At 66.8% G+C, this 24417-nt stretch carries 26 protein-coding genes; 22 read left to right on the top strand and 4 right to left on the bottom strand.

Annotated features, from left to right (window positions below):
* The first annotated feature begins 83 nt into the window (after positions 1-83).
* Entirely contained in the window at positions 84-956 is an 873-nt protein-coding gene (locus ACODSD_RS05115) for an ATP-binding protein (RefSeq protein WP_107798269.1), read from the top strand.
* On the opposite strand, the gene ACODSD_RS05110 is transcribed toward ACODSD_RS05115, so the two are convergent.
* Positions 948-2657, bottom strand: a complete 1710-nt coding sequence (locus tag ACODSD_RS05110) for a potassium/proton antiporter (protein ID WP_107798270.1) — start codon at positions 2655-2657, stop codon at positions 948-950. The genes ACODSD_RS05115 and ACODSD_RS05110 overlap by 9 nt on opposite strands.
* 352 nt (positions 2658-3009) lie before the next feature.
* Here ACODSD_RS05110 and ACODSD_RS05105 point away from each other — a divergent pair, with 352 nt between their 5' ends.
* From ACODSD_RS05105 to ACODSD_RS05090, 4 genes are all read left to right on the top strand, one after another.
* Complete coding sequence (locus ACODSD_RS05105) at positions 3010-3216, top strand: hypothetical protein (RefSeq protein WP_488876923.1); 207 nt, start codon at positions 3010-3012, stop codon at positions 3214-3216.
* 259 nt (positions 3217-3475) lie between these two features.
* The gene (locus ACODSD_RS05100) at positions 3476-3679 is read left to right on the top strand and encodes a hypothetical protein (RefSeq protein WP_107798271.1); all 204 of its coding nucleotides are present in this window, start codon (positions 3476-3478) and stop codon (positions 3677-3679) included.
* A 125-nt stretch (positions 3680-3804) separates the two neighbouring features.
* Positions 3805-4743 (top strand): Nudix family hydrolase, encoded by a 939-nt coding sequence (locus ACODSD_RS05095; protein WP_488876922.1) that lies wholly within the window; start codon positions 3805-3807, stop codon positions 4741-4743.
* Complete coding sequence (locus ACODSD_RS05090) at positions 4740-5168, top strand: hypothetical protein (RefSeq protein WP_253313859.1); 429 nt, start codon at positions 4740-4742, stop codon at positions 5166-5168. The genes ACODSD_RS05095 and ACODSD_RS05090 overlap by 4 nt, the downstream gene beginning before the upstream one ends.
* An 11-nt stretch (positions 5169-5179) precedes the next feature.
* Here ACODSD_RS05090 and ACODSD_RS05085 read toward each other — a convergent pair whose 3' ends face one another.
* From ACODSD_RS05085 to ACODSD_RS05075, 3 genes are all read right to left on the bottom strand, one after another.
* Positions 5180-5632 carry a DUF4442 domain-containing protein gene (locus ACODSD_RS05085; protein WP_107798274.1) on the bottom strand — a complete coding sequence of 151 codons (453 nt, stop codon included), beginning with the start codon at positions 5630-5632 and terminating at the stop codon, positions 5180-5182.
* Between the two features lie 89 nt (positions 5633-5721).
* Complete coding sequence (gene sodC / locus ACODSD_RS05080; protein ID WP_107798275.1) at positions 5722-6234, bottom strand: superoxide dismutase family protein; 513 nt, start codon at positions 6232-6234, stop codon at positions 5722-5724.
* 99 nt (positions 6235-6333) lie between these two features.
* Complete coding sequence (locus ACODSD_RS05075) at positions 6334-6996, bottom strand: cytochrome b (protein ID WP_488876921.1); 663 nt, start codon at positions 6994-6996, stop codon at positions 6334-6336.
* A gap of 337 nt (positions 6997-7333) precedes the next feature.
* Here ACODSD_RS05075 and gspG point away from each other — a divergent pair, with 337 nt between their 5' ends.
* The 17 genes from gspG to ACODSD_RS04990 all read left to right on the top strand — a co-directional run.
* A complete protein-coding gene (gene gspG / locus ACODSD_RS05070) occupies positions 7334-7762 on the top strand; it encodes a type II secretion system major pseudopilin GspG (protein WP_107798277.1) in 429 nt (142 codons plus the stop codon).
* Positions 7752-8219 (top strand): transglycosylase SLT domain-containing protein, encoded by a 468-nt coding sequence (locus ACODSD_RS05065; RefSeq protein ID WP_107798278.1) that lies wholly within the window; start codon positions 7752-7754, stop codon positions 8217-8219. Before gspG ends, ACODSD_RS05065 begins: the two co-directional genes overlap by 11 nt.
* A gap of 1 nt (position 8220) precedes the next feature.
* The gene (locus tag ACODSD_RS05060) at positions 8221-9402 is read left to right on the top strand and encodes a type II secretion system F family protein (RefSeq protein WP_107798279.1); all 1182 of its coding nucleotides are present in this window, start codon (positions 8221-8223) and stop codon (positions 9400-9402) included.
* A gap of 9 nt (positions 9403-9411) precedes the next feature.
* Entirely contained in the window at positions 9412-10992 is a 1581-nt protein-coding gene (locus ACODSD_RS05055; protein WP_253313863.1) for a GspE/PulE family protein, read from the top strand.
* Positions 10993-10999: 7 nt separating this feature from the next.
* Complete coding sequence (locus ACODSD_RS05050; protein WP_486636595.1) at positions 11000-11719, top strand: hypothetical protein; 720 nt, start codon at positions 11000-11002, stop codon at positions 11717-11719.
* On the top strand, positions 11707-12240 hold the full coding sequence (locus ACODSD_RS05045; protein WP_488876920.1) for a hypothetical protein: 534 nt from the start codon (positions 11707-11709) through the stop codon (positions 12238-12240). The genes ACODSD_RS05050 and ACODSD_RS05045 overlap by 13 nt, the downstream gene beginning before the upstream one ends.
* Entirely contained in the window at positions 12237-12827 is a 591-nt protein-coding gene (locus ACODSD_RS05040; RefSeq protein WP_488876919.1) for a GspMb/PilO family protein, read from the top strand. The genes ACODSD_RS05045 and ACODSD_RS05040 overlap by 4 nt, the downstream gene beginning before the upstream one ends.
* A complete protein-coding gene (locus ACODSD_RS05035) occupies positions 12824-13267 on the top strand; it encodes a hypothetical protein (RefSeq protein ID WP_488876918.1) in 444 nt (147 codons plus the stop codon). The genes ACODSD_RS05040 and ACODSD_RS05035 overlap by 4 nt, the downstream gene beginning before the upstream one ends.
* Positions 13268-13316: 49 nt before the next feature.
* Complete coding sequence (locus ACODSD_RS05030) at positions 13317-15155, top strand: secretin N-terminal domain-containing protein (protein ID WP_488876917.1); 1839 nt, start codon at positions 13317-13319, stop codon at positions 15153-15155.
* A gap of 7 nt (positions 15156-15162) precedes the next feature.
* Entirely contained in the window at positions 15163-15639 is a 477-nt protein-coding gene (locus ACODSD_RS05025; protein WP_107798285.1) for a type II secretion system protein, read from the top strand.
* On the top strand, positions 15614-16000 hold the full coding sequence (locus ACODSD_RS05020; protein WP_107798286.1) for a type II secretion system protein: 387 nt from the start codon (positions 15614-15616) through the stop codon (positions 15998-16000). The genes ACODSD_RS05025 and ACODSD_RS05020 overlap by 26 nt, the downstream gene beginning before the upstream one ends.
* Complete coding sequence (locus ACODSD_RS05015) at positions 15987-16445, top strand: type II secretion system protein (RefSeq protein WP_488876916.1); 459 nt, start codon at positions 15987-15989, stop codon at positions 16443-16445. Before ACODSD_RS05020 ends, ACODSD_RS05015 begins: the two co-directional genes overlap by 14 nt.
* Before the next feature lie 241 nt (positions 16446-16686).
* Positions 16687-17376, top strand: a complete 690-nt coding sequence (locus tag ACODSD_RS05010) for a response regulator transcription factor (RefSeq protein ID WP_199225803.1) — start codon at positions 16687-16689, stop codon at positions 17374-17376.
* 177 nt (positions 17377-17553) lie between these two features.
* The gene (locus tag ACODSD_RS05005; protein ID WP_227107115.1) at positions 17554-19818 is read left to right on the top strand and encodes a sensor histidine kinase; all 2265 of its coding nucleotides are present in this window, start codon (positions 17554-17556) and stop codon (positions 19816-19818) included.
* A 137-nt stretch (positions 19819-19955) separates the two neighbouring features.
* Entirely contained in the window at positions 19956-21419 is a 1464-nt protein-coding gene (locus ACODSD_RS05000; protein WP_488876915.1) for a lytic polysaccharide monooxygenase, read from the top strand.
* Between the two features lie 263 nt (positions 21420-21682).
* Positions 21683-23170, top strand: coding sequence for a lytic polysaccharide monooxygenase (locus tag ACODSD_RS04995; protein WP_488876914.1), 1488 nt, complete (start codon positions 21683-21685; stop codon positions 23168-23170).
* Between the two features lie 388 nt (positions 23171-23558).
* Positions 23559-24417: DUF6531 domain-containing protein (locus ACODSD_RS04990; RefSeq protein ID WP_488876913.1), on the top strand; the 859-nt coding region annotated here is incomplete at its 3' end.

The raw sequence follows: 24417 nt of genomic DNA, 5'->3' as shown, positions 1-24417 counted from the left end.
TTCGGCCGCGGCCGCGAATATCGACAGCCTGGCGGCTTTCTGCCAGGCTGTTTGTTTTTGTCGTTTCGCATCGAGGGGAAATCATGGAGCAGTTGCAAGCCTTCCTGGCCCGGGCCGAAGCCATGCTGGCGCGCCTGGAGCCCTTGCTGCCGCCGGCGCGGCCGGAGCCGGATTGGAGCGCATTGGCTTTCCGCTGGCAGCGCCAGGGCATGGCCGGCTGGCTGGAGGCGGTGGCGGAGCCGCACGCGCCGGAACTGGAGCGACTGACCCATATCGACGCTCAGCGCGCGCAATTGCTGCGCAACACCCGCCAGTTCGTCAAGGGGCGGCCGGCCAACAATGTGCTGCTCACCGGCGCGCGCGGCACCGGCAAGTCCTCGCTGGTTAAGGCGTTGTTGCCGGCCTTCGCCGCCAAGGGCCTGCGCATCATCGAGGTGGACAAGGCGCAGCTGGGCGATCTGAACCGCATCGTCGAGATGGTGGCCGGACGCAAGGAGCGTTTCATCCTGTTCTGCGACGATCTGTCCTTCGAACAGGGCGACGACGCCTACAAGGCGCTGAAGACCGCGCTGGACGGCGGCCTGGCGCGCCGCGTCGACAATGTGCTGGTGTACGCGACGTCCAACCGCCGTCATCTGATGCCGGAAAAAATGAGCGAAAACCGCGAAGGCTGGGTGCAGGACGGCGAAATCCATCCGGGCGAGGCGATAGAGGAAAAGGTGTCGCTGTCCGACCGTTTCGGGCTGTGGCTGTCCTTCTATCCCTTCGATCAGGACGCCTATCTGGCGGCGGCGGCGGAGTGGCTGGCGCATTTCGGCCTGAAGCTGGACGCGGAGGCGGAAAAGGCGGCGCTGCACTGGAGCCATCTGCGCGGCAGCCGCTCCGGCCGCGTCGCCTGGCAGTTCGCCTGCGACTGGGCCGGGCGCGGCGCCAAGGAGCGCAAAGCCTTATTGTGATTTCAAATAGCGCAGGCCCACGCTCTTGACCTGGCCGTCGGCGGCCGCGCGTATCACCATCTCCAACCGGTCCAGCCGCAGCACGTCGCCGGCCACCAGCGGATAGCCGCAAGCGCGCTTGCAGTAGTCGGCGATGCTGTCGGCGCGGTCGCGGTCGCTCAGATTCAGGCCGTAGCTGTCGGCCAGATCGGCCAGCCGCGCCAGGCCGGACACGGTGAAGTAGCCGTAATAGGGGTCTTCGCCGGGCGGGTGGAAGGCCTCGCCTGCCGTTTCCAGCGCCGGGCCGGGGCCGATCAGGCAGGCCCAGTCGCCGGCGCGCAGCGTCTGGCTCGCCGTCGGTTCCAGCGCTTGTTCGTCGCGGTACAGCGCCGCCAGCCGCACGCCGCTGGGCAAGGCCAGCTCGCCGGCCAGCTGGCCTTCGGCCGGGCTGTCGGCGCGCACCTGGCAGGAGGCCGCCTCATAGCGGGCTTCCTGGCCGCTGACCACCGGCACCCGGTGCTCCACATCCGGCCGCGCCGGCAGTTTCAACTTCAGCCTTTCAGCCAGCGGCGCGATGGTCCAGCCCTGGAACAGCAGCGACATCATCACCACGAAGAAGGCCACGTTGAAGAAGAGCTGGCTATTGGGCAGCCCCGCCATCAGCGGAAAAATGGCCAGAATCACCGGCACCGCGCCGCGTAGGCCCACCCAGCTCATGAACAGCTTTTCCGCCTTGGGCACCGGGAAGGGCAGCATGCACAGCCATACCGCCAGCGGCCGCGCCACCAGCATCAGCACGATGGAGATCGCCAGCGCGTAGGGTGCCACCGGCAGCAGATTGGACGGCGTCACCAAGAGGCCCAGCACCAGGAACATGGTCACTTGCGCCAGCCAGGCGTAGCCGTCGTGGATATTCAATAGATTGGGCAGGTCCGCCACCCGGGCGTTGCCCACCACGATGCCGGCCAGATAGATGGCGAGGAAGCCGCTGCCGCCGGCCGCCGTGGTCAGGCTGAACAGCGCGCCGGCGGTGCCCAGGCTGAACAGCGCCAGCATCGCGCCGCGCGGCCCCAGGCGCTGGAACAGCCAGACCATGGCCTTGCCGCCGGCCCAGCCGGCCAAGGCGCCCAGGCCCATCTGTTTGACGAACAGCCACAGCATGGCGGCGACGCCGGCGTCCTGGCCCTGCTGGCCCAAGACCCCGATCAGCGCCGAGGTCAGGAACACCGCCATCGGATCGTTGCTGCCGGATTCTATCTCCAGCGCGCTGCCGACGCGGCGGTTGATCTCCAGGCCGCGGCCGGACAGGAGGGCGAACACCGCGGCGGCGTCGGTGGAGCCGACGATGGCGCCGATCAGCAAGCCCTCCAGCCAGCTTAGGTTCAGCACCCAGGCGGCGAACAGGCCGGTCACGCCGGTGGTGATCAAGACGCCCAGCGTGGCCAGCACCCCGGCCGGCTTCAGGCTGATGCGGAAGCTGTCCTGACGCGTGCGCAGGCCGCCGTCGAACAGGATCACCACCAGGGCGATGGTGCCGACCACATAGCTGAGCTGGTAATTGCTGAACACGATCTTGCCGGGGCCGTCCTCGCCGGCCAGCATGCCCAGCGCAAGGAAGACCAGCAGCAGCGGCGCGCCGAAGCGGGAGGCGATGGAGGACACCACCAGGCTGGCGAGGAATACCAGCGAGCCGGCCAGAATGAGTGAGTTTAAGGTGTCCAAGTGCAAGCTCCTTCGGCGGGATGGGGGAGGTCATGACGAAATCGATCAAGCCCGGCGGCGGAGCGCAAAAGGCCTTCCCAGTGTCGCTACACGCGGCAACGAAATGACAATCGGGATAAATGTGCATATTTCGCAGGTTTACGGAGCTAATGGTAACACTTTGAGGCTTATCGGCCGTGCTTGAAACGGGCAATCCGTTAATTTTTGCGCTCTAACGGGGCGTGATCATTTTATTTGGGGTGTTAATACTGCCAAATATATGACGAAACAGTTATTTTAATGCTTAAATTAATGTATATTAATTATGCATTTTTTGTTTGTATTTAAATGATAAATAATTATTGAGGTGAGTATGACTATCCGTAAAATTGCCCTGCTGGTGGCGGGTCTGAGCGTGTCCTGGATGGCTTTTGCTTCCATGGCTCCTTGGTACCTATGGGAAAGCAAGTCCGACGGCCATCTGGTGTGCTCGCAATTCTCCTATGGACCGGGTTGGGTTTTGCTCAATAGCATTCCTTACAAAGACGCGGGTTGCCGCGTTCAAGGCCGTCCTGGCTGATCGGGGGCTGCTGCCGACGGCTACGGCCCAGAGCAGCGCGCGCCATTCCGGACGCGGGTAGGAAGACGAGGGCGCCGCGGCGCCCTTATTGCTGCGTGTTAGTTAGGGGGAGGCGCGCAGAGTTTGGCGCATTCTTCCTGGCAAAGTGGCATGAGACGCTTTATGCCAACAGTATGATGCAGTATATTGTCATGGCATTTTCCAGCCTGGCCGCTTCATCTTGGCCGTGGTGTCCTTCACTTTGTCTGAGGTATGCGCAATGACTCGCAAAATCATTCTGGCCCTGGCGGCCTTGTCCTTCCCCTTGATGACCCTGGCCGCGCCGGCGCCCTGGTATCTGTGGCAAAGCAAGCTCGACGGCAAGCTCGCTTGCTCGCAATTCTCCCTGGGTCCGGGCTGGACGCAGTTCAGCTCCCAGCCTTATAAGGACGCCGGCTGCACCAAGCCGGGCCGCCCGGGTTGAGGTCTTAGACCGTTGGTTGAGTCAATAAGGGCGCCGCGGCGCCCTTATTGCTGGGGGGCGCTTGCGGTAGAATGCGCTGCCGGCCGCGGAGAGCCGGAACGATATTCACCGGGCAAGACCAAGCAATGAGCGACAGCAAGATCATCGAGGTAGTGGCCGGCGCGCTGATGCGGCCGGATGGCAGTTTCATGCTGGGCAGCCGGCCGGAGGGCAAGCCTTACGCCGGTTACTGGGAGTTTCCCGGCGGCAAGGTGGAGCCGGGCGAAAGCGGCGAACAGGCGCTGGCGCGCGAACTCTACGAGGAAATGGGCATTGAAACGCTGGCCGCGACGCCGTGGCTGAGCAAGGTCCATCATTATGAGCACGCCTCGGTGCGGCTGCGTTTCTTCCGGGTCTGGTCCTGGCGCGGCGAGCCGCAGCCGCGGGAAGGCCAAAGCTTCGCCTGGCAGGAGCCAGGCGCTTGCACGGTGCAGCCCATGTTGCCGGCCAACGGGCCCATTCTCAAATCGCTGGAATTGCCGGCGGCCTACGCGATCACCTGCGCGCACGAAATCGGCGTGGACGCTCAATTGCGTCGGCTAGAGCAGGGGCCGGCCTGGGGCATGGTGCAGGTGCGCGAGCCGCAGATGGCGCGCGCCGAGCTCGCCGATTTCGTCGCCAAGGCGGCGGCCATCGTCCATGAGCGCGGCGGCAAGCTGATGGTCAACGCCGATCCGGCCTGGGCGGTGGAATGGCCGGTGGACGGCGTGCATCTGAATGCGGCGCGGCTGGCCTCGCTGAAGGAGCGCCCGGCGTTCGCCTGGGTGGGCGCCTCGGCGCACGAGGCGGCGCAGGTGGCGCGGATAGGCGAACTGGGGCTGGATTACGCCTTGCTCGGCCATGTGGCCGCCACCGCCAGCCATCCCGGCGCGGCGCCCTTGGGCTGGGACGGTTTCCGGCTTTGTCTGGCGGACGGCGCGCCGACGCCGGTCTACGCGCTGGGCGGCATGAGCATGGATGATCTGGAGGCCGCCCGCCGCCACGGCGCGCATGGGGTGGCGCTGATGCGGGGGGCTTGGCGATGACGGCCAAACAGCGTAAATGGCTGGCGCTGGGCGGCGTTTTGCTGCTGCTGGCCTGTATCAAGTTCGGCCTGATTTACCGCTGGTACAGCGAGCGGCAAGCGGTCAAGCCGTCGCCCTTGGCCTGCGTCGCCGGCCAGGCGAGCTGCGCCCTGCCGGGCGGTGGCGTCTGGCGTTTCGCCTCGCCGCCGCAGCACGGCAAACCGTTTGAAATCCGCTTGCAGGGCGTCGCGGCGCGGGAAGCGCCGCAGGTGGAGTTCAATATGGCCGACATGGACATGGGCTTCAACCGTTACACCTTTGTGCGCGACGGCGCGGACTGGAAGGCGACGGTGACGCTGCCGCTGTGCGTCAGCGGCAGCCGCGACTGGCTGGCCGTCCTGAGTCTGGACGGCAAGCGCTACCTGCTGGCGTTTTCCGCGCGCTGAAGCGCGGCGCCTCATTTCTTCTTGCGTTTGATGTACAGCGTCTTGAACACCCTCGCCACCAGCTCGTTCTGTTGATCGACGATGTCCACCTGCAATTGCGGCAGGTATTTGTCGCCCGAGGCGGTGCGCAGCCTGATGTCCTCCAGCATGCCCGGCGCCAGCCGGAAGCGCGCGCTCACCGTGCCGCGGCCCGGCTTGACGTAGTCGATGCTGCCGCTCTTGTCCCACACATAGTAGTCCCGCCCCAGTTGGTGCATCAGCATCAGCATGAAGAAGGGATCGGTCATCGCGTACAGGCTGCCGCCGAAATGGGTGCCGACATAGTTGCGGTTGCTGAAGCCCAGTTTCAGCCGCACTTCGATATCGCTGAAATCGGCGGCCAGCCGTTTGACGCGGATGCCGGCGCCCAGGAAGGGCGGCCACAGATTGAGCAGGAATCGGAACAGCCAGGCGGGTGGTTTCATCTCGGTTGAAACGGTCGTTTGAATTCTGTCATCGTCAATAAAAAAACCGGCCTTGTCAATCGCGCCGGTTTTTCCTTGCCGAGTACGGTTTATTCGACCACGCCGCAGGCCATGCGCGCGCCGCCGCCGCCCAAGGGCTGCGGATGATCGCTGTGATTGTCGCCGCCGGCGTGCACCATCAGCGCGCGGCCGGAGAAGTCCGCCGCTTTCAGCCGCGGCGCCAGCACCGGATAACTCGCCTTGCCGTCGGCGCCCACGTACAGCGCCGGCAGATCGCCCTTGTGGCCGCGGCCGTAAGGGCCGGCGTGCGCGCCGGTCTTGTCCGGGTCCCAGTGGCCGCCGGCGGCGCCGGCCGGCGTGACCGCGCCGTTGGCGCCGACGGACGGCGCGCAAGAGGGTTTTTCATGGACGTGGAAACCGTGCACGCCGGGCGGCAGTTTTTCAAGCTTGGGCGTCAACAGCGCGCCGTAGGGCGTGTCCTCGATGAGGACGCTGCCGGCCGGGCCGGCGTCGCCCTTGGCGTCGACGAAGGACAGCTCCACGCTTTGCGCCAGGGCCAGCGCGGGCAGACAGCACAAGACGGCGGATAGGGGACGTAACATGGGTAGGTTCTCCGTATAGGCGGGGGAACAGTCAAGACCTCGATTGTGCCATCCCGGTTCCAGGCCGGAGCCTGGCTGTTCGGGTGGGGCGGGCGCGTGTCAGGAGGCCAGCCGGTCCGCGGACGTCAGCTCCTCGTTCTGCGCCAGGGTGTCCGGCGAGCAACGGTGGCAGTCGGCCGCGGCAGGAGCCGCCGCCGGCGCCGGCCGCCGCCAGCTCATGCGCCGCAGCGTGTCGTCCTTCAGCGCGACATGGTGCCAGACGGCGGCGGCGATGTGGACGGCGAGCAGACCGTAGAAGATCCAGCCCAGCCATTCGTGCAGGCCCACCGTCGCGGCGACCAGGGCCGGGTCGGCCGCGACCAGGCGCGGGAAGTCGAAGCCCAGCAGCGGCATCGGGATCGCCAGCCCCTTGGCGTTGACGATGATCCAGCCCAGCAGGCAGGACGCCAGAATGAGGCCGTAGATGGCCAGATGGGCGGCATGGGCGCAGACGCGCTGCGCGCGGCTGCTGCCGGCCAGCGGCGGCAGCGCCGGACCGGCCAGCCGCGTGGCGGCGCGCAGCAGGGTCAGGAACAGCAGGGCCATGCCGCAGCCTATATGCACGATCATCACGCTGCGCATGTCGGCGACGGCGTGGCCGGCCAGCAGGTGACGCAAGCCGCCGGCCAGCGCCAGGGCGGCCATCAAGAGCACGCTCAGCCAGTGAAACAGGATTTGCAGACGCGGATAGCCATGGTTGGCGGCCGGGGCGGAAGAGGGCATGCGTTTCTCCAAGGCGCGGCCGCTGGGACGGATGCCCGCGGCGCGTTCGATTAAAAACGCTATTCAAGCGCCGCCGCCGGCGACGGCGCCATGATTCTGAAACCATTCTCAAGCCGCCCGTCCGCGCCGCCGGACGCCCTTCCCGGCGCCGGCCGTCGGGCCCCGCCGCGGCCGTTTTAGATTCCTTTCAGAAATATTGAGAACGGCGAAAGCCCCGTGTGAGCATGCGCTGGCAAGGGGCGGAACCGTCGCCGTCCCTGCCGGGGTCCGGCGCGGACGCCGCTTATATCTTCCAGCGCACGCTCTTGCGGCGCGGTTTTTTGGACAAGCGAATCTTATGACGACGATGAACGCTAGACGGCGCTCCGCCGGACAAGGCGGCTTCACGCTGCTGGAATTGCTGGTGGTGCTGCTGATCATCGCCCTCTTGGCCGGTTATGTCGGGCCCAAGCTGTTTTCCCAGGTGGACAAGGCCAAGGTCAAGGCCACCCAGGCGCAAATGAAAACTCTGGGCGACGCCTTGGCGCAATACCGGCTGGACGTCGGCGGCTATCCCAGCGCGGAACAGGGGCTGGGCGCGCTGCTGAAGGCGCCGCCGGGCGTGGCCGGCTGGCATGGGCCCTATCTGGCCAAGGATGTGCCGATGGACGCCTGGGGCCGGCCGTATCAATGGCGGGTGCCCGGCGGCGAGAGCGAGGCTGAGATCGTATCCCTGGGCGAGGCCGGGCGGGCGGGAGGCGACGGTGAACTGGTCCATGCGCTGTAAGGGACTGCTGCCGCTGCTGGCCGCCTGCGCCGCGCTGGCCGACGGCGCGCAGGCGGCGGCCAATTGCTGGCGCGAGGCCGGCGCGCGCCACCGGGTGGATCCGCTGCTGCTGTATTCCATCGCCAAGGTGGAATCGGCGCTGAATCCGCGCGCCGTCAACTACAACAAGGACGGCAGCCACGACATCGGCCTGATGCAGATCAACAGCCTTCATCTGCCGGGGCTGGCCAAGCGCGGCATCACGCGTCAGCGCCTGCTGGACGAGCCCTGTCTGAGCATACAGGTGGGCGCGTCCATCCTGGCGGACTTCATCGCGCGCTACGGCTACACCTGGCGCGCGGTGGGCGCTTACAACGCCGGCGGCGCGGCGACGCGCGAAGGCGCGCGCAAGCGCTATGTGGACAAGGTGTGGCGGCAGTATCTGCAATTGCGCGCCGAGCGCGAGGCGAGGGGCTGAGATGGCGGCCTACCGGATCAGCGTCCTGGCTCAGGGCGAGGTGAGGACGCGCCTGGTGCGGGCGGACAACGAGGCCGCCGCGCGGGCCCAGCTGGGCGCGGACGACGGCCTGGTGCTGGAGGCGAGGCGCGAGGCCGGCGCGGAGGGCGCGCTCAAGGGCGCGGCGCTGGGCTTGCTGCTGCAGGAGCTGTCGGCGCTGCTGGAGGCCGGCCTGGCGCTGATCGAGGCGCTGGAAGCGCTGCGCGACAAGGCCGGCGGCGGCGATAAGGCCTTGCAGGGCGTGCTGGACCGGCTATTGCAAGCGCTGTACCAGGGCCAGCCGCTGTCGCGCGCGATGGAGGCCCAGCCGGAAGCCTTCCCGGCCTTGCTGGCGGCCACCGTGGCCGCGTCCGAAGGCAGCGGCCAGCTGCCGGCGGCGCTCAAGCGCTATCAGTATTACGAGCTGCGCATCGTCGCCATCCGCAAGCGGGTGACCGGCGCCCTGGTTTATCCGGCGCTGGTGCTCTCCGTCGGCTTCGGCATTCTGCTGTTCATGCTGTTCTTCGTGATTCCCCGTTTCGCCGTGGTGTTCGAATCGCTGCGCGAACTGCCGGCCAGCGCCGCCGCCATGCTGTGGTGGGCGCGCCTGGTCCAGGCTCACGGCGGCTTGCTGGGCGCGGGCCTGGCCGTCGGCCTGACGGCGCTGTGCCTGCTGCTGCGCGCCCGGCGAACCCAGCGCGCGCTGCTGAGCTTGTTGTGGACGCTGCCCCGGCTGCGGGATGTCGCGCGCCTGTTCGTGCTGGCGCGCTTTTACCGCACCGCCGGCTTATTGATCGCCGGCGGCACGCCGGCCTTGCAGGCCTTCGACTTGTCCGCGGGGCTGTTGCCGGACGCCTACGCGCAGCGCTTGGCGCGCGCGCTGGAGGAGTTGCGCGCCGGCCGGCCGGTGGCGGACACCCTGGCGCGCCACCAACTGACCACGGCGGTGGCGGAGCGCTTATTGCGCGTCGGCGAACAAAGCGGCGATCTGGGCGGCATGTGCGAGCGCATCGCCCAGTTCCACGACGGCGCGCTGGATCAGGCGATCGAGGTGTTCAGCAAAGTGTTCGAGCCGATTCTGATGTTGGCGGTGGGCGGCCTGGTCGGCCTGATCGTCGCCCTGCTGTATATGCCGATATTCGAACTGGCCGGCGGCATGGGCTGAGGAGACGTGATGCGAGCATTGATGGACCCGACGACGACGGCCGGCTGGCAATGGCGGCGCGAGAGCGGAGAGGAAGACCTGCCGATGGCCGAGCTGCTGAACCGGCAGCTGGAGCGCGAGCCGGCCAGCCTGCCGCAGGCGGCGCGGCTGCTGGGCCTGGCCGCGCTGAGCGAGGCCCAGGTGGGGGAGGCGGCGGCGCGCTTCGATCTGCTGCCGCTGCCGGAAGCGCTGTCCTGCCGGGCGGCGCCGCTGGAGTGGCGGGGCGAATTGTACCTGCTGCTGGCCGAACCGCTGCGGCTGGACGCGCGTCTCGGCCTGCAAAACCGGCTGCTGGGCCGCGGCCAGCGCTTCGCCCTCAGCCTGCCCGGCGTGGCCGACGCCTGGCTGAAACAGGCCGAGGCCCGCGAGCGGGTGATGGACGGCGCGGCGGTGGACCTGGCCGAGGACAGCCTGGCCAAGGCGGTGGAGTCTATCTCGCTGACCAGCCTGGCCAAGGACGAAAGCCCGGTGATCCGCCTGGTCAACATGACCTTGTACGACGCGCTGCAAAGCCGCGCCAGCGACATCCACCTGGAGTCCCGCGACGACGGGCTGCAGATACGCTACCGCATTGACGGCGTGATGCAGGCCATACGCAAGGTGCCGGGGCAGTTGGCGGCCAGCCAGACCATGTCGCGGCTGAAAGTGCTGTCCAGCTTGGACATCGCGGAAAAGCGCGTGCCGCAGGACGGCCGCTTCAAGGTGGCGCTGCAAGGCCGCGAAGTGGACTTCCGCGTGTCCATCATGCCGGGCGCCCACGGCGAAAACGCGGTGCTGCGCCTGCTGGACAAATCCCAGCGCGGCGACAGCCTGAACCTGGACAGCCTGGGCTTTCACGGCGAAACCGCGCGCCGCGTGCGCGCGTTGGCGCAACTGCCCTACGGCCTGACCCTGATCACCGGACCCACCGGCAGCGGCAAATCCACCACCTTGTACGGCGCGCTGGCGGAGATCAATACCGGCGAGGAAAAGATCATCACCATCGAAGACCCGGTGGAGTACGAGATGGCCGGCATTCTGCAAATCCCGGTCAACGAGAAAAAGGGCCTGACCTTCGCCCGCGGCCTGCGCTCCATCCTGCGCCACGATCCGGACACCATTCTGGTGGGCGAGATCCGCGACGCCGAAACCGCGGCCATCGCGGTGCAGTCCGCGCTGACCGGCCACCGCGTGCTGTCCTCGGTGCACGCCAACGACGCCTTCAGCGTGATAGACCGCTTTCTCTACATGGGCGTGGAAGCGGCCACTTTCCTGGAAGCGCTCAACGGCGTGGTGTCGCAGCGCCTGGTGCGCCGGCTGTGCGTCGCCTGCGCCGGCGCCGGTTGCGAGCACTGCCGCGGCGGCGGCTTCCACGGCCGCATCGCGCTGGCGGAAGTGCTGCGCCTGGACAGCCGGCTCAAGGAGGCGTTGCTGGAGCGCTCGCCGCAGAAGCGCCAGCAGGCGCTGGCGCAATGCGCCGATTATCAATCGCTGCGCGACGCCGCCCTCGAGGCGGTGGCGCGCGGACTCACCACCTATCAGGAGGTCAGCCGTGCCGTGGCCATGGAATGACAGAACCGTGTTGATCGACGCCGAACTGGCGACCTTGCTGCCGCCGGCCGGCGCCCCGGCCCAGCCGCGGCGTTGCCGCCATCACGGCAAACCGGCGGAGGCGCTGGCCATGCTGCTGGGCGGGGCCGCGCGCCGGCGTCCGGCCTGGCGCAACCGCGTGCGGCTGCTCTTGGGCTATCCGTGGGCGCACAGCCAGCTCTTGCCGTGGCAAGACGGCTTGTCCGGGCAGCGCGCCCAGTGGCGCGCCTATGCGCGGGGTCTGCTGCGCGAGCGCGGCGTCGCGGGCGAACTGGACATCCGCCTGGCGCCGGCGGCTTACGGCGCGGCGCGGCTGGCTTTCGCCGCCCAGGCCCCGCTGCTGGCCGATTTGAGCGCGGCGGCGCGGGCGGCCGGCTGGCGCTTGGCCGGCTGCCGCGATCTGTTGTCGTCCTGCCTGCAAGCCCATCCGCGCGCGTTGGCGTCGGACGCGCTGGTGTTGGCGGAGGCCGGGGCCGTCACCTGCCTGTGGCGCGGCGAGCGCGGCTGGGAGGATCTGATCACCCTGGCGCTGGCGCCGGGACAGAGCGCGGCCGAGGGCGTGGCGGCGGCGGAGGCGCTGTGCGGCCGCGAGCCCGGCGGCGACTACGATTGGTGCGCGACCCATGACCCGGCACAGCCGCCGGCGGCGCGGGCGCGTTGGCTGGGCTTTGCCCATCCCCTGCTTGCGAGCCAGCCATGCGCCGCCTGAACGCCCGCGGTCTGGACTTCAGCCGCCCCGAGGCGAGCGCGCCGCTGGCCGGCGTCGCCGCCATGCTTTTGTTGATGCTGCTGGCGGCGCTGGGCTGGCGGCAGTGGGAGTTGGAACGGTTGGCGGAGGACACCGCGGCCTGGGAGCGGCGGCAGGAGCAACAGCGGTTTCTGCGCGAGCGCGAACAGCGCCGCGCCCAGGCCGCCTCGCCGGAGGCGCGCAAGGCCCAGGCGTTGCTGCTGGTCCAGGGCGACGATCAAACCCGGCTGCGCCCGGCGCTGCTGCGGGCGATAGAACAAGCCTGGTCGCCGCGGCTGGGCATCTTGTCCCTGCATCTTGAGGGCGCGGGCAAGCAGGCCCGGCTGGAACTGAGCGCGGCGGACGTGCGGGAAGTGTTCCATTTCGTCGAGAGGCTGAACCAGCCGTCCGGCCATGGTCGGGCGCGGCTGCTGCGGCACGGGCTTAAGCCCGGCGATCCCAATCAGGCGGTGCTGGCCACGGTGCAGGTGGCTGAGCGATGAGGGCCTGGATGCGAGACGCCGGCCGCCGGCTGGCGGCCTTTAAACGCGGCGGCCGGCCGGCCGGCGGCGGAAGTCATTGGCGGGCCCGGCTGCGCTGGCATCGGCAGACGCTGGCCTGCCGGCTGGGGCGCGGCGGCCGGCTGTCGCTGGCGGCCTGCTGTCTGCTGTTGGTCTTCGGCGCGCTGGAGCAAGAGACGCGGCAGGCGGATCTGCAACAGCGCCGCCTGCAATTGAGCGTGCCGACGCCCGCCTTGCCGGCGACGGCGGGGCGCGAGCGGCAATGGCAGGCCCAGCTGCGGCTGGCGCTGGCCCCGCGCAAGCTGGCCTTGCTGGAGCAGCTGCGCCAGTCCGGCCTGAGCGTGCATGAGGCCAGTTATCGCGAAGAGGCGGAAGCCGGCGGCGCGCTGCGCCGCGTCTCGGTGGAGCTGAGCGCCAGCGGGCGTTATCCGGAACTGACGGCGGCGCTGGGCGCACTGACGGCGCAGCCGCTGTTGCGCTTGGAGGCGCTGACGCTGGACCGGGCGCGAACCGATACCGCGACCTTGAGCATGCGCATGCGCTTCAGCCTGCTGGGAGCCGGACAATGAGGCGGCGGGCCCATTGGCTGAGCGGCCTCGCGCTGGCCTGGGCGGCCTTGGCCCAGGCGCAAGAGCCGCGGGCCGACGGCGTCGACCTGTTTCCGGTCCAAAGCTGGGCGTCGCTGCGCGAAGAGGCCAAGCCCGTCGTCCCGGCGGCGGACGCCGCTCCGGTCTTGGCGGTGCCCTTGCCGCCGCCGCCGCTGGAGGCCGCGCCGCCGCCGTTCAGCGCCGTGGGCGAATGGCGGCAGGACGGCCAGCGCGTGGTGGTGCTGGAAGGCCGGGCGCGCAGCTACCTGCTCTGCGTCGGCTGCAAGACGCCCAATGCGCTGCAGCCGGGCGCCCGGCTGACGGAGCAATACACGTTCAAGGCCCTGGAGGCGGAGCGCGCGCTGCTGCTGGACGCCGAAGGGCGGGAGCACTCGATCCCGCTGACTCCATTGGCTCACTGAGGCGTCGCCGCCACCGCGACGACGCCGTTTTCACCAGGCATTAGGCATCATGAAATATTGCAAACCCACACTGCTGGCCCTCGCCCTCGGTTTGACCCTGGGCGGATGCGCGCTGCCCGGACCGGTCAAGAAAATCTTCGGCCCGGCCGATCAGCCCGGCGCGGAAGAACAATTGCGCGCGGCCGAAACCGCCTTGCGGCAGAAGCCCGACGATGTGGAACGCCGCAAAAACGTCGTGGCCAAGAGCGCGGCGCTGGCGGAGGAGGCCTTGCGGGCGGCCAAGACCAAGATGGACGCCGGCGACGACGCGGCCGCGCTGGCGGAGGTGAGCCGGCTGCTGGCGCTGGCGCCGGAACATATGCGCGCCCAGCAGCTGAAACGGCAGCTGGAGCGCCGGCTGCGGCTGAAACTGGAGCTGGACGCCGCCGCCGAGATCGGCGCGCAGCGCCCGCAAGAGGCTTTGGAGCGGCTGGGCCGCATTCTGCAGGAGCAGCCCGGTTACCGGCAGGCGCAAGCCTTGCGCGACGAGCTGCAAAGCCGGGAGGCCGCCCGCCGCGACGCGCGTCCCAGCCTGGCCGAGGCGTTGCGCCAGCCGGTGACGCTGAACTTCAAGGTTCAGCCGATTTCCAGCATCTTCGACGCCATCTCGCAATTGGCCGGCATCGATTTCGTGTTCGATCCGGAAGTGCCCGTCGCCGCCCCGGCCAGCATCGTCGCCAGCCGGACCACGGCGGAAGACGCCATCAATCTGCTGCTGCGCACCCATCAGCTGGAGAAAAAAGTGCTCAGCCGGCACAGCATGCTGATTTATCCGGCGCGCTCGGAAAAAGCCAAGGAATATCGGGAGCTCATGACCCGCGCCTTCTACCTGAGCCAGGCCAACGCCAGCCAGGTACTGGCCGCGCTGCGCCAGATCAGCTCGCCCAAGAACGTGCATCTGGACGAGCGCACCAATGCGGTGATCGTGCGCGACACGCCGGAAGTGATGGCGGTGATAGAGCGGCTGGTGGCCAGCCTGGACATCGCCCAGTCCGAAGTCACCATGGACGTGCAAGTGCTGGAAGTGAACACCAACGACGTGCTCGACGTCGGCGTCGACTATCCGGCGGAACTGCGGTTTTCGGTGCTGCCGAAAGAGGGCTCGGACAGGGTGACGGTGGGCGATCTGCTGGGCCTGAACCGCGACGGCATCGGCGTCGGCGGCAGCAACGGCGGCGATCTGGGCGCGGCGATCAAACTGCTGCAAAGACAGGGCAAGACCAAGGTGCTGGCCAACCCCAAGATCCGCGTGCGCAATATGGAAAAGGCCAGCATCAAGATAGGCGAGAAAGTGCCGGTGGTCACCACCACCAACGCCAACGGCGTGGTGACGGAATCGGTCAACTACCAGGACGTCGGCCTGATCCTGCAAGTGGAGCCGCGGATCAGCCTCAGCAACGAGGTCAGCGTCAAGGTCAATATGGAAGTCAGCAACCTCAAGAGCGAAGTCAAGACCGCCGGCGGCGGCACCGTCTACCCGATGAGCACCCGCAACGCCGAAACCGTGATGACCGCGCGCGACGGCGAAACCCAGGTGCTGGCCGGCCTGGTCAAACAGCAGCACGACCGCAGCAGCAGCGGCCTGCCCGGTCTCAGCACCCTGAGCTGGCTGGGCGGCCTGTTCGGCAGCCAGAAGCGCGGCGTCGAAAACACCGAGCTGATCCTGCTGCTGACCCCGCGCATAGAACGGGCGCTGGACCTGCCGGCCGCCTCCAACAGCTATTTCCATTCCGGCACCGAAAGCCGGCTGAGCGTGGAACCGCTGCGGACCGAGGCGCAGCCGCCCGCCGCCGCGCCCGCGCGGGACGCTTCCGCGCCGGCGCTGGACAGCCCGCTGGCCGCGCCCTGAGGTGCTTATGCCGCGTCAAACCGGTTTCACCCTGATCGAGACGCTGGCCGCGCTCACCCTGTTGGCGCTGTTGCTGAGCGCCAGCCTGCCGCTGAGCGAACTGGCCAGACGGCGGGCCCAGGAGGCCGAGCTGCGCCACAGCCTGCGCCAGATCCGCACGGCCATCGACGCCTACCGGCAGGCGGTGACGGACAAGAAGATAGACGCTTCTCCGGATCGGAGCGGCTATCCGCCCAGCCTCGCCAGCCTGGTGGACGGCGTGCCGGACAAGAGCGACGCCGCCGGCGGCAAGCTCTATTTTCTGCGCCGTCTGCCGGCGGATCCGATGTGCGAAAGCTGCGACGGCGCGGACCCGGCGGCGAGCTGGGACACGCGCGGCTACGACAGCTCGGCGGAAGCCTTCGCCTCCGGCGGCGACGTATACGACATCCGTTCCAAGAGCCTCAGAAAGGGCATCAATGGCATACCCTACCAACAATGGTGAAGCGGCGCGCGGCTTCACCCTGATCGAGCTGCTGGTGGTGATGAGCATCATCGGCGCGCTGATGGCCCTGATCGGCCCCAACTACTTCAAGCAGCAGGACCGCGCCCGCGAAACCGTGCTGCGCCACAATCTGGCCGCGCTGCGTCAGGCGATAGACGACTACCGCGCCGACCACGGCGCCAATCCGGCCGCCTTGCAAGAACTGGTGGCCGGCCGCTATCTGCGCGAACTGCCGCTCGATCCCATCGCCGGCCGGCGCGACGGCTGGCAAGCCAAACCGGCGGAGGAGGGCGGCGTCGGCGACGTGGCCAGCGGCGCGCCGGGAACCGGCCTGGACGGCAGCCGCTATGGCAGCTGGTAAGCAGCGCGGGCTGGCCTATCTGGGGGCGCTGACGCTGGTGCTGGCCATGAGCGCGGCCCTGGGCGCGGCGGCCGGCGCCTGGAGCCGGCAACAACAAGGCGACAAGGAAGAAGAGCTGCTGCACATCGGCCTGCAATTGCAGCGCGCCATCGCCTCCTACCATCGTTCCGGCCCCGCGCCGGCCTATCCCAAAACGCTGGACGCCCTGCTCAAGGACGAACGCGTGCCCTTCACCCGCCGCCACCTGCGCCGCCTCTACGCCGATCCGCTTACGGGCAAGCCGGAATGGGGGCTGATCAAGGGCGCGGACGGCGGCATCGTCGGCGTGCACAGCCTGGCGGAAGGCCGGCCCTTGAAGCAGCGGGGCTTCGCCGCGGAGCTGGGCGATTTCGCAGACAAGAGCAGCTATCGGCAATGGGTGTTCCTGGCGCCGGCCGCGCCGTGAGGCCGGCGGCGGGCGGATTTATTCTAAAGGCATGATTTGTGTTTTGTTTCGGCTCAATGCATCCGGATTAATTTAGGAATTATTGAGAAAGTTAGGAGTACTCCTATAGATTCCCGGACCATGCTTCCGTAAGAATCACCCTCTTTGGCGACCGATGACAGCGGCTTTCCAACGCTTTTGCGCCCGCAGCCGCGCCGCTTCCGCTCCCGCCGCGAGTCCGTCGCTTTCAACCGAAACGCATATGATGATTGTTGCTATTTTAGAAGACTGTCCGCTCCAAACCGCCAGCGTGGTCAAGCTGCTGGAACAATATGGCCATCAAGCCGTCGCCTGTGCCGACGGCGACCAGTTCGTCGCCCAATTCCGACAGCAGCGCTGCGACGCGATGCTGCTGGATTGGGAGGTGCCGGGCCGAAACGGCGTCGAGGTGCTCAAATGGGCGCGCGCCAAGCTGCCGCCGGCGCTGCCCATCCTGATGGTGACCCAGCGCGACGACGAAGAAGACATCGTATTGGCGCTGGAGCACGGCGCCGACGACTATCTGCAAAAACCGATCCGCGAGCGCGAGCTGCTGGCGCGGCTGAACGCCCAGTTTCGCAAGCAACAGCGGCTGGGCAATCCGGAGGCCTCGTTCGAGGCCGGCGGCTACACCTTCCACCCGGAAGCGCGCAGCGTCAGCTTGCCCGGCGGCAAGGCCGCCACGCTGCCGGCGCGGGAATTCGCGTTGGCCACGCTGCTGTTCCGCAACCTGGGCCGCATCCTGACCAAGGACTTTCTCAGCCAGCGCATCTGGGGCCAGGCGGACCGCAAATACGACGCCAGCCTGGCCACCTATGTCAGCAATCTGCGCTCGGCGCTGGGCTTGCGGCCGCGCAACGGCATGGTGATCTCCACCGTGTACAACTACGGTTACCGGCTGGAGCGGGTCTGAGGACCCGCTTGCAACCCGCTGCGCGTTGACTCTGGCATTGCGCGCCGACGGCCGTCTCCCGTGCCCGCATTTCCCGCATGCGCGCCCAAGGGCTTCGGCCGGTCTCGCCTTGAGCTGCTCCTTGAATGAGGCGCCGGCTTGGCCGGCCGCGTCCTTTTTTCGCGCTTGGGCCGTCTTATGAAATGGCTTTGCCAAGCGTTCCGGCGCGGACACCGGCACGACGCGCGCTTTCTGATCGCCTTCGTCTTGCTGCTGGTGGTGTTCGCCATCCCCAACCAGGACGCCTTGTTTCACTCGCTGGACCGGCTGTACTTCGAACTGCTCTCCGCCTTGCAAACCGAAGACGACGAACACGATGTCGTGCTCGTCAATGTCGACCAGGCCACGGTGCAGGCGCTGGGCCATGAGGAAGTCAACGGCAACGTGCTCTACGCCGTGCTGCTGCAAAGACTGGAGCAGGCCGACAGCGTGGCGCTGAACATGAACCTGCTGTCGCGCCGGGACGAAGGCATGCTGGCGAACGCCATCCGGCGCCACGGCCGCGTGGTGCTGGCCTTGCCGCCCGACGCCCCCGCCGCGCCGGGGCGGGACGGTCCCGAGCCCTCCGCCGTTTACGCCGCCGCGGCCGGGCTGGGGCACCGCGACCTCTTGATAGGGGACCGCAGCGTGGTCACCGGCATCGTCCCCTACAAGCAGCATGGCCGGAAGCTGGCGCCGCATATGGTGATGGAAGCCATCCGCGTCGCCGGTTATGAACTGCCGCCGCGGGAAAACACCCGCTGTCTGACCGCGTTCTGGCGGCGTTGCGCGCCGCAAGCCGACGGCTGGCTGCTGGTGTTGCCGGCCCACCACCGCATCCAGCAGTATTCGATGCTGGACGTGCTGACCGGCGCGGTGCCGCGGCAGGCGTTTCACAACAAGATCGTCTTTGTCGGCCATCTGGCGCTGGACCCGTTCAAGGGCCTGCGCTCCAACCGTTACCCGCTGGACCGCGAAGGCCATACCCGCAGCCAGATCCTGGCCTTGCAAACCCAGACCCTGATGAACCACGGGCCGGTCACCCTGCTGGCCGCCCCGTACAAGCTGCTGGTCAACTTCGGCCTCATGTTCGGCCTGCTGCTGGTCTGCCTGCTGGCGCCGCCGGCGCGCATGCACGGCCGCGCCTGGCTGTGGCTGGGCGGCTGCTGGCTGACATCCACCCTCTTGCTGTTGCAAACCCAGATCTGGATTCCGGTCAGCTCGCCGCTGACAGGCGGCTTGCTGATCTACGCCGGCTGCGCCTGGCGCTGGCAGACCAAGACTCATCTCCTGCTGCGGCAGGAAATGGAGGCGATGCGGCAGAGCCTGCGCGAAGCCGGCATGGATCTGCCGCTGCGCGGCCAGGAGCCCGAGTCCGGTGCCGACGAAATCGAACGGCTGATGCGGCAGATGCGCGCCTGGCAAAACTCCTACGTCAGCGTGCTCAATATGCTGCCCTATCCGATCTTCTTCGAGCAGGGCGGCAAAATCATCCTCAGCAACCAGGCGGCGCGCAAGCTGCTGTGCGAGCAAGGCGCGCCGGAGGAGGCCGAAGCCTGGGTGCTGGGCCTGGCCGGGCGGGCGCGAGAAAAAGCGCTTCACAGCGGCAACATCGGCGTGGAGGAAGTGCGCAGCAGCCAGGGCGAACACATGTTGCTGGTCACGCCCTGTCCGGAACTGTGCGACGGCCTGTCCAGCAGTCTGATCAGCCTGGTCGACCTGCAAAGCGTCAAGGCCAGCGTGTCCGGCGACCGGCGCGTGCTGCGGCAGATGGCGCACGATCTGCGCAATCCGCTGACCACCATGCTGGCGATGATAGAACAGCGCGGCGGCGAGACCGGGCCGCGGCAGGACCAATTCTTCAACGATCTGCGCCGGCAAGTGAACTACAGCCTGCGCGTGGCGCAGGACTTCATGCGCCTCTCCCGCGCCGAGCAACTGGACCCGGCCGGCTTTCTGCCGGTGGCCTTGACCGATCTGGCCGAAGACGCGATGGACCAGATCGAGGCCGGCGCCCGCCAAAAGCGCATCGTGCTGCACGGCCCGGAGGCGATGGAAGCGCTGTGGGTGCGCGGCCATTACGACATGCTGCTGCGCGCCGTGGTCAATGTGCTGGACAACGCCGTCAAGTACTCGCCGGCCGGCAGCCACATCGTGCTGCGGCTGGCGCGCTGGGGGGACATGGCCGGCATCAGCGTGGTGGACCAGGGCATAGGCATTCCGGAACACGCCTTGCCGCGGCTATTCGAGCCGTTCTATCAGGTGGATGAAGGCCGCCGCGACGGCGCCGGCCTGGGCCTGCCCTTCGTCAAGGCCGTGATGCAGGCCCACGGCGGCCGTGTCGAGGTCAAATCCAGAAGCCGGCTGGGCAGCGAATTTCTGCTGCTGGCGCCGTGGGTGGAGAGCGAGGGAGGAGAGCGCTAGGCGCGGCCGCCGGCTTGAGCTTCTGTTGAGATTGATTGGGGGCCGCACCAGGGTTTGGAACAATGCGGGCAAGCCCTTCCCAGCCGATGGCGGTTGGAGAGGGCTGTCACCCAATCCCTTAAATTAAGGTTTCAACAATGACCGCACCCCGCTCCGCAGGCACGTTCGCCCTGCCTGCTCTGGCGCTGAGCCAGATCGCCGCTTCCCTGATGCTGCTGGCTCCGGCCGCCGCCTCCGCCCACGGCACGATGGAAGAGCCGATCAGCCGCATCTACTACTGCCGCACCGCGGACAATCCGGAAAATCCGGGAACGCCGGGTTGCCAGGCCGTCAAGCAAAGCGGCGGCGCACAGGCGATGTACGACTGGAGCAGCGTGCTGCAAGGCGGCGCCGGCGGTAATCACCAGCAAGTGGTGCCCAATGGCAAGCTGTGCGCCGGCGGCAACGCAAGATTCAGCGGCCTGGACGCTGGCGTCGATTGGCCGGCCACCAGCATACAGCCGGGACCGGACGGCAAATACACGATGACTTATCATCAGTCCGCCCAGCACCAGACCGCCTATTTCAAATCCTATATCAGCAAGGACTCCTACGACTTCAAGCGTCCGCTGCAGTGGGACGATCTGCAATTGATCGGCGATTCCGGCGCGGTGGCGCCCAGCGCCAAGACCAAGCTGGACGTCAAGATCCCGGCCGGCATGCAGGGCAAGCGCGTGATCTACAACGTATGGCAGCGCAGCGACAGCGCCGAAGCCTTCTACAGCTGCTCGGACGTGAACATCGTGGCCAACAGCGCGGACTTCAAACCGCTGGGCGCCTTGGTCTCCAGCCCGTTCGAGGCCAAGCCCGACTCCACCATCACCCTGCGCGTTTTCGACAAGCTGCGCGGCGGGGACCTTGAAAAGCATTCGATCAAGATCGCCGCCGGTCAAACCGCGGCCAAAGACTGGACCTATGCGCTGGCCACCGCGGTCAACGCCAAATCCAGCGTGGTCAAGGTGGGCCAATTGCAAAACGGCCAAGTGGTGCCGGTCAAGCACGCCACCGCCAACACCGTGTTCGGCCTGGGCAAGGAATACAGCTTTGCCTTGGAACAATCGGATGAGGGCGGCAAGCCGCCGGTGGACGAGATCGCGCCGGGCAAGGTCACCGTCAAGGGTCAGAGCAGCGTCAACAGCGGCGATATGGTCAGCCTGTCGGCCCAAGCCGCCGCCGGCACCAATCTGAAATACCGGTGGACGGTGTCGCCCAGCATCGCCGGCCTGACGCTGGACGCCGCCACCCTCAATTTCAAGGCGCCGGAGCCTAAGCAGGACACCGCCTATAGCTTCAAGGTCAAAGTCAGCAATGCGCTGGGCAGCAAGAACGCCGAGCACAAGCTGGAGGTCAAGGCCAAGGATGAAGGCGGCAAGCCGCCGGTAGCCGGTACCTGGGACGCGGCCAAGACCTATGCCCAGCCTTGCGCCAAAGTGACATATCAGGGCGAGGAATGGATGAACGGATGGTGGACCCGAGGCGAAAAGCCGGGCACGGGCGGCCAGTGGGGTGTATGGCGTCCGGTAAGCTCGACCGACATGCATGGCCAGTGCAAGGATAAGTAATGTCCGGATGGCCGCGCGTTTCAGGCTGAGTCCCAGCTGGACGCAGGTTTAAGACCCGGTTTCGGGGTCTGCCCGGCAGGCGTAAGCCTGCCGGGCTTTTGCTGTTTGATGGCCGATATTGATTAAAAATCGCTGAACTTTAGCTTTTATTGAGAATGATTGGGCGGCGGGCAAGGGTTTGGAACAATGCGGGCAAGCCCTTCCTCGGCCGACGGCGGTCAGGGAGGGCGGCAACCCAACCCTTAAGATCAAGGTTTTAGAACATGACCGCACCTCGCACCGCCGGCAAGCTCGTCCTGCCCGTGTTGGCCCTGAGCCAGATCGCCGCCTCCCTGATGGCCGTTGTCCCGTCCACCGCCAGCGCCCATGGCTCCATGTCTTTCCCGGTAAGCCGCGAAGTGGCTTGCCAACTTCAAGGCGATGCCTGGAGCAATCCTAAATTCAAGAATTGTGGGCCTGCGGCTATGGCGGCTTCAGACTGGACCGCCAATGCTCAAGCCGCTTCCGATGGCAAACATCATGATCTGGTGGCGGATGGCCGGCTCTGCGCCGGTGGTAAAGTCGATGCTCACTGGGCGGCTTTGGACAACGGCGATGCCCAGCACTGGCCGACGGCGACGATACTAACCCCCGATACTAATGGGAACGTGACCTTCCGCTATGCTCAGAGCGCGCCGCACGATACCAAGTATTTCAAGACCTATATCAGCAATAACAACTACAACCCCGCCAACGGCCTGCGTTGGGAGGACTTGGACCTGATTGGCGAAGCGGGTTATTCCAAAGCGCCGAGCAAGAAGCCCGGCGACTCTCTGGCGAATCACACCGTGGCTTACACGGATCTGCAAGTGACCATTCCGGCTACGATGGAGGGCAAGCGAGTGGTGTTCAACGTGTGGCAGCGCGACCCGAACGACAATAACGAAGCGTTCTATGCCTGCTCCGACGTGGAAATCGTGCGGAGCAATACCCAATGGCAACACAGCGGCGTAGTCAATAAGAGCAATGTCGTGTTGAACGCAGGCATGAAGGTGACCATGCGCGTGTTCGATCGCGTTCGCGGCAGCGATATCGCGCGCCATGAAATCATCGTGGGCGCCGGTCAGCAGCAGCCGGAAAAATGGGTGTACGCGCTGGCCCAGAAAGTCAATCAGGAGTCCAGCATCATCAAAGTGGGCAAGCTGGTGAACAATCAGGTTCAGCCGCTGGAAAGCGCCACTGAAAACGCGGTCTATGGTCTCAACAAGGCCTACAACTTCGAAATCGAAACCTCCTTGGGCGAAATCAAGCCGCCGCCGACGGACGAAATCGCTCCGGGCCAGGTCACCATCAGCGGCCCATCCAGCGTCAACAGCGGCGCCAACGTCAGCTTGTCCGCCGCAGCCGCTTCCGGCACCAATCTGAACTACCTGTGGGAAGTGACGCCCAAGATCGCCGGCTTGGCGCTCAACGTCGCCGCGCTCAATTTCAAGGCGCCGGAACTGAAGCAGGACACCGCCTACAGCTTCAAGGTCAAGGTCAGCAACAGCAAGGGCGAGAAAACCGCGATGCATGCGCTGACGGTCAAGGCCGACGACAGCGGCACCACGCCGCCGGTGGAGGGCGACGCCTGGAAAGAAGGCGCAAGCTACAAGGCCGGCCAGGTCGTCGTCTTCGAAGACAAGCAATACCGCTGCTTGCAGCCGCATACCGCTTGGGAAGGCGCAGGCTGGACGCCGGCTTCGCAGCCCGCGCTGTGGGCGCCGCTTTAAACTAAGCGTCTGATCCGGCCGGCGGCCGCCCGCCGTCGGCTGGAAATGACAGCCCCTTGCCTCTTGGAGCAAGGGGCTTTTTTTAACTGTTCATTGAGCAAGGCGGGCGTTCGGCCAAGCGCTACATCAAGCACCTTAGTCTGTGGCGTGAGCAAATTGTCGTCGGTCATGCGCAGCTTGGGTATGGCGCCGCAAGGCGCTTGGAGACCGCCGCATGACTATTGGCGGCGGGCTGCGGCTATGGCGGACAGAGAGTTGCCCCAGTCAGTTACGGAAAGTGTGAATTTTACCGCCGTCTTGGCATGAGTTTTTTGCATTTCATCCTAAACTTTTCATCCATTTCCCAGATAAGACTTCTCGAATAATCTGATTTTCGAGAGGTCGCATAATGGTTGCAGTGGTGTCGGGCGTGGGTTTGGGTTTGCAGAACAGTTCGTTGGCGGCCTTGGGCGGGCAGGGTCAGTTGGGCGAGGCCGCCTTCGGCCGCGGCGGCGAACGGGTCTACGTCAACGCCGGCAACGGCAACCTGGTGTTGCAGCGCCGCGACGAATTCCTCGCCGGCAACGGACTGCCGATCCAGCTGGTCCGCACCTACAACAGCCAGGGGCAGGGCGGCGACGCCGGTAACTGGCGCCTGGGCTACAGCCGCCAGCTGTTCGACTTCAGCGGCGCCCCGGGCAGCGCCGGCTCGCAACTGCGCCGTCAGGCCGAGGACGGCAGCGACACCCTGTACCGCTACGACGCGGCGCGCGGCCTCTACCTGGCGCAAGGCGGCGCCGGGGCCGAAGACACCGTGCGCTGGGACGGCCAGGCCTGGATCTGGACCGACGGTGACAGCCAGAGCCAGGAGCGCTACGACGGCGCCGGCCGGCTGCAGCAAGTGCAAAGCCGCGACGGCCAGACCGTCGCGCTGGGCTATGACGGCGCTGGTCGCATCGTCAGCCTGCGCAGCGCCGACGGCGAGACGCTGTTCATCGACTACGACGCCCAGGGCCATCTGAGCCAGCTGCGCAGCGTGTACCGTGACGGCGAGCAGAACAAGACCCTGACCCGCACCCGCTACGGCTACGACGAGCAGAACCGGCTGAGCAGCGTCACCACCGACCTCAGCCCCGACGACAACAGCGTCGCCGACGGCCAGGTCTACACCACCCGCTATGTGTACGACGGCGCCAGCCAGCGGTTGGCCAGTCTGCAGCAGAGCGACGGCAGCCGGCTGGACTTCGCTTATGCGCAGGTAGATGGCG

Source organism: Chromobacterium sp. FG22 (assembly GCF_057809415.1).
The sequence above is the reverse complement of the archived record's forward strand: the minus strand, read 5'-3'. Positions and strand labels throughout refer to the sequence as shown.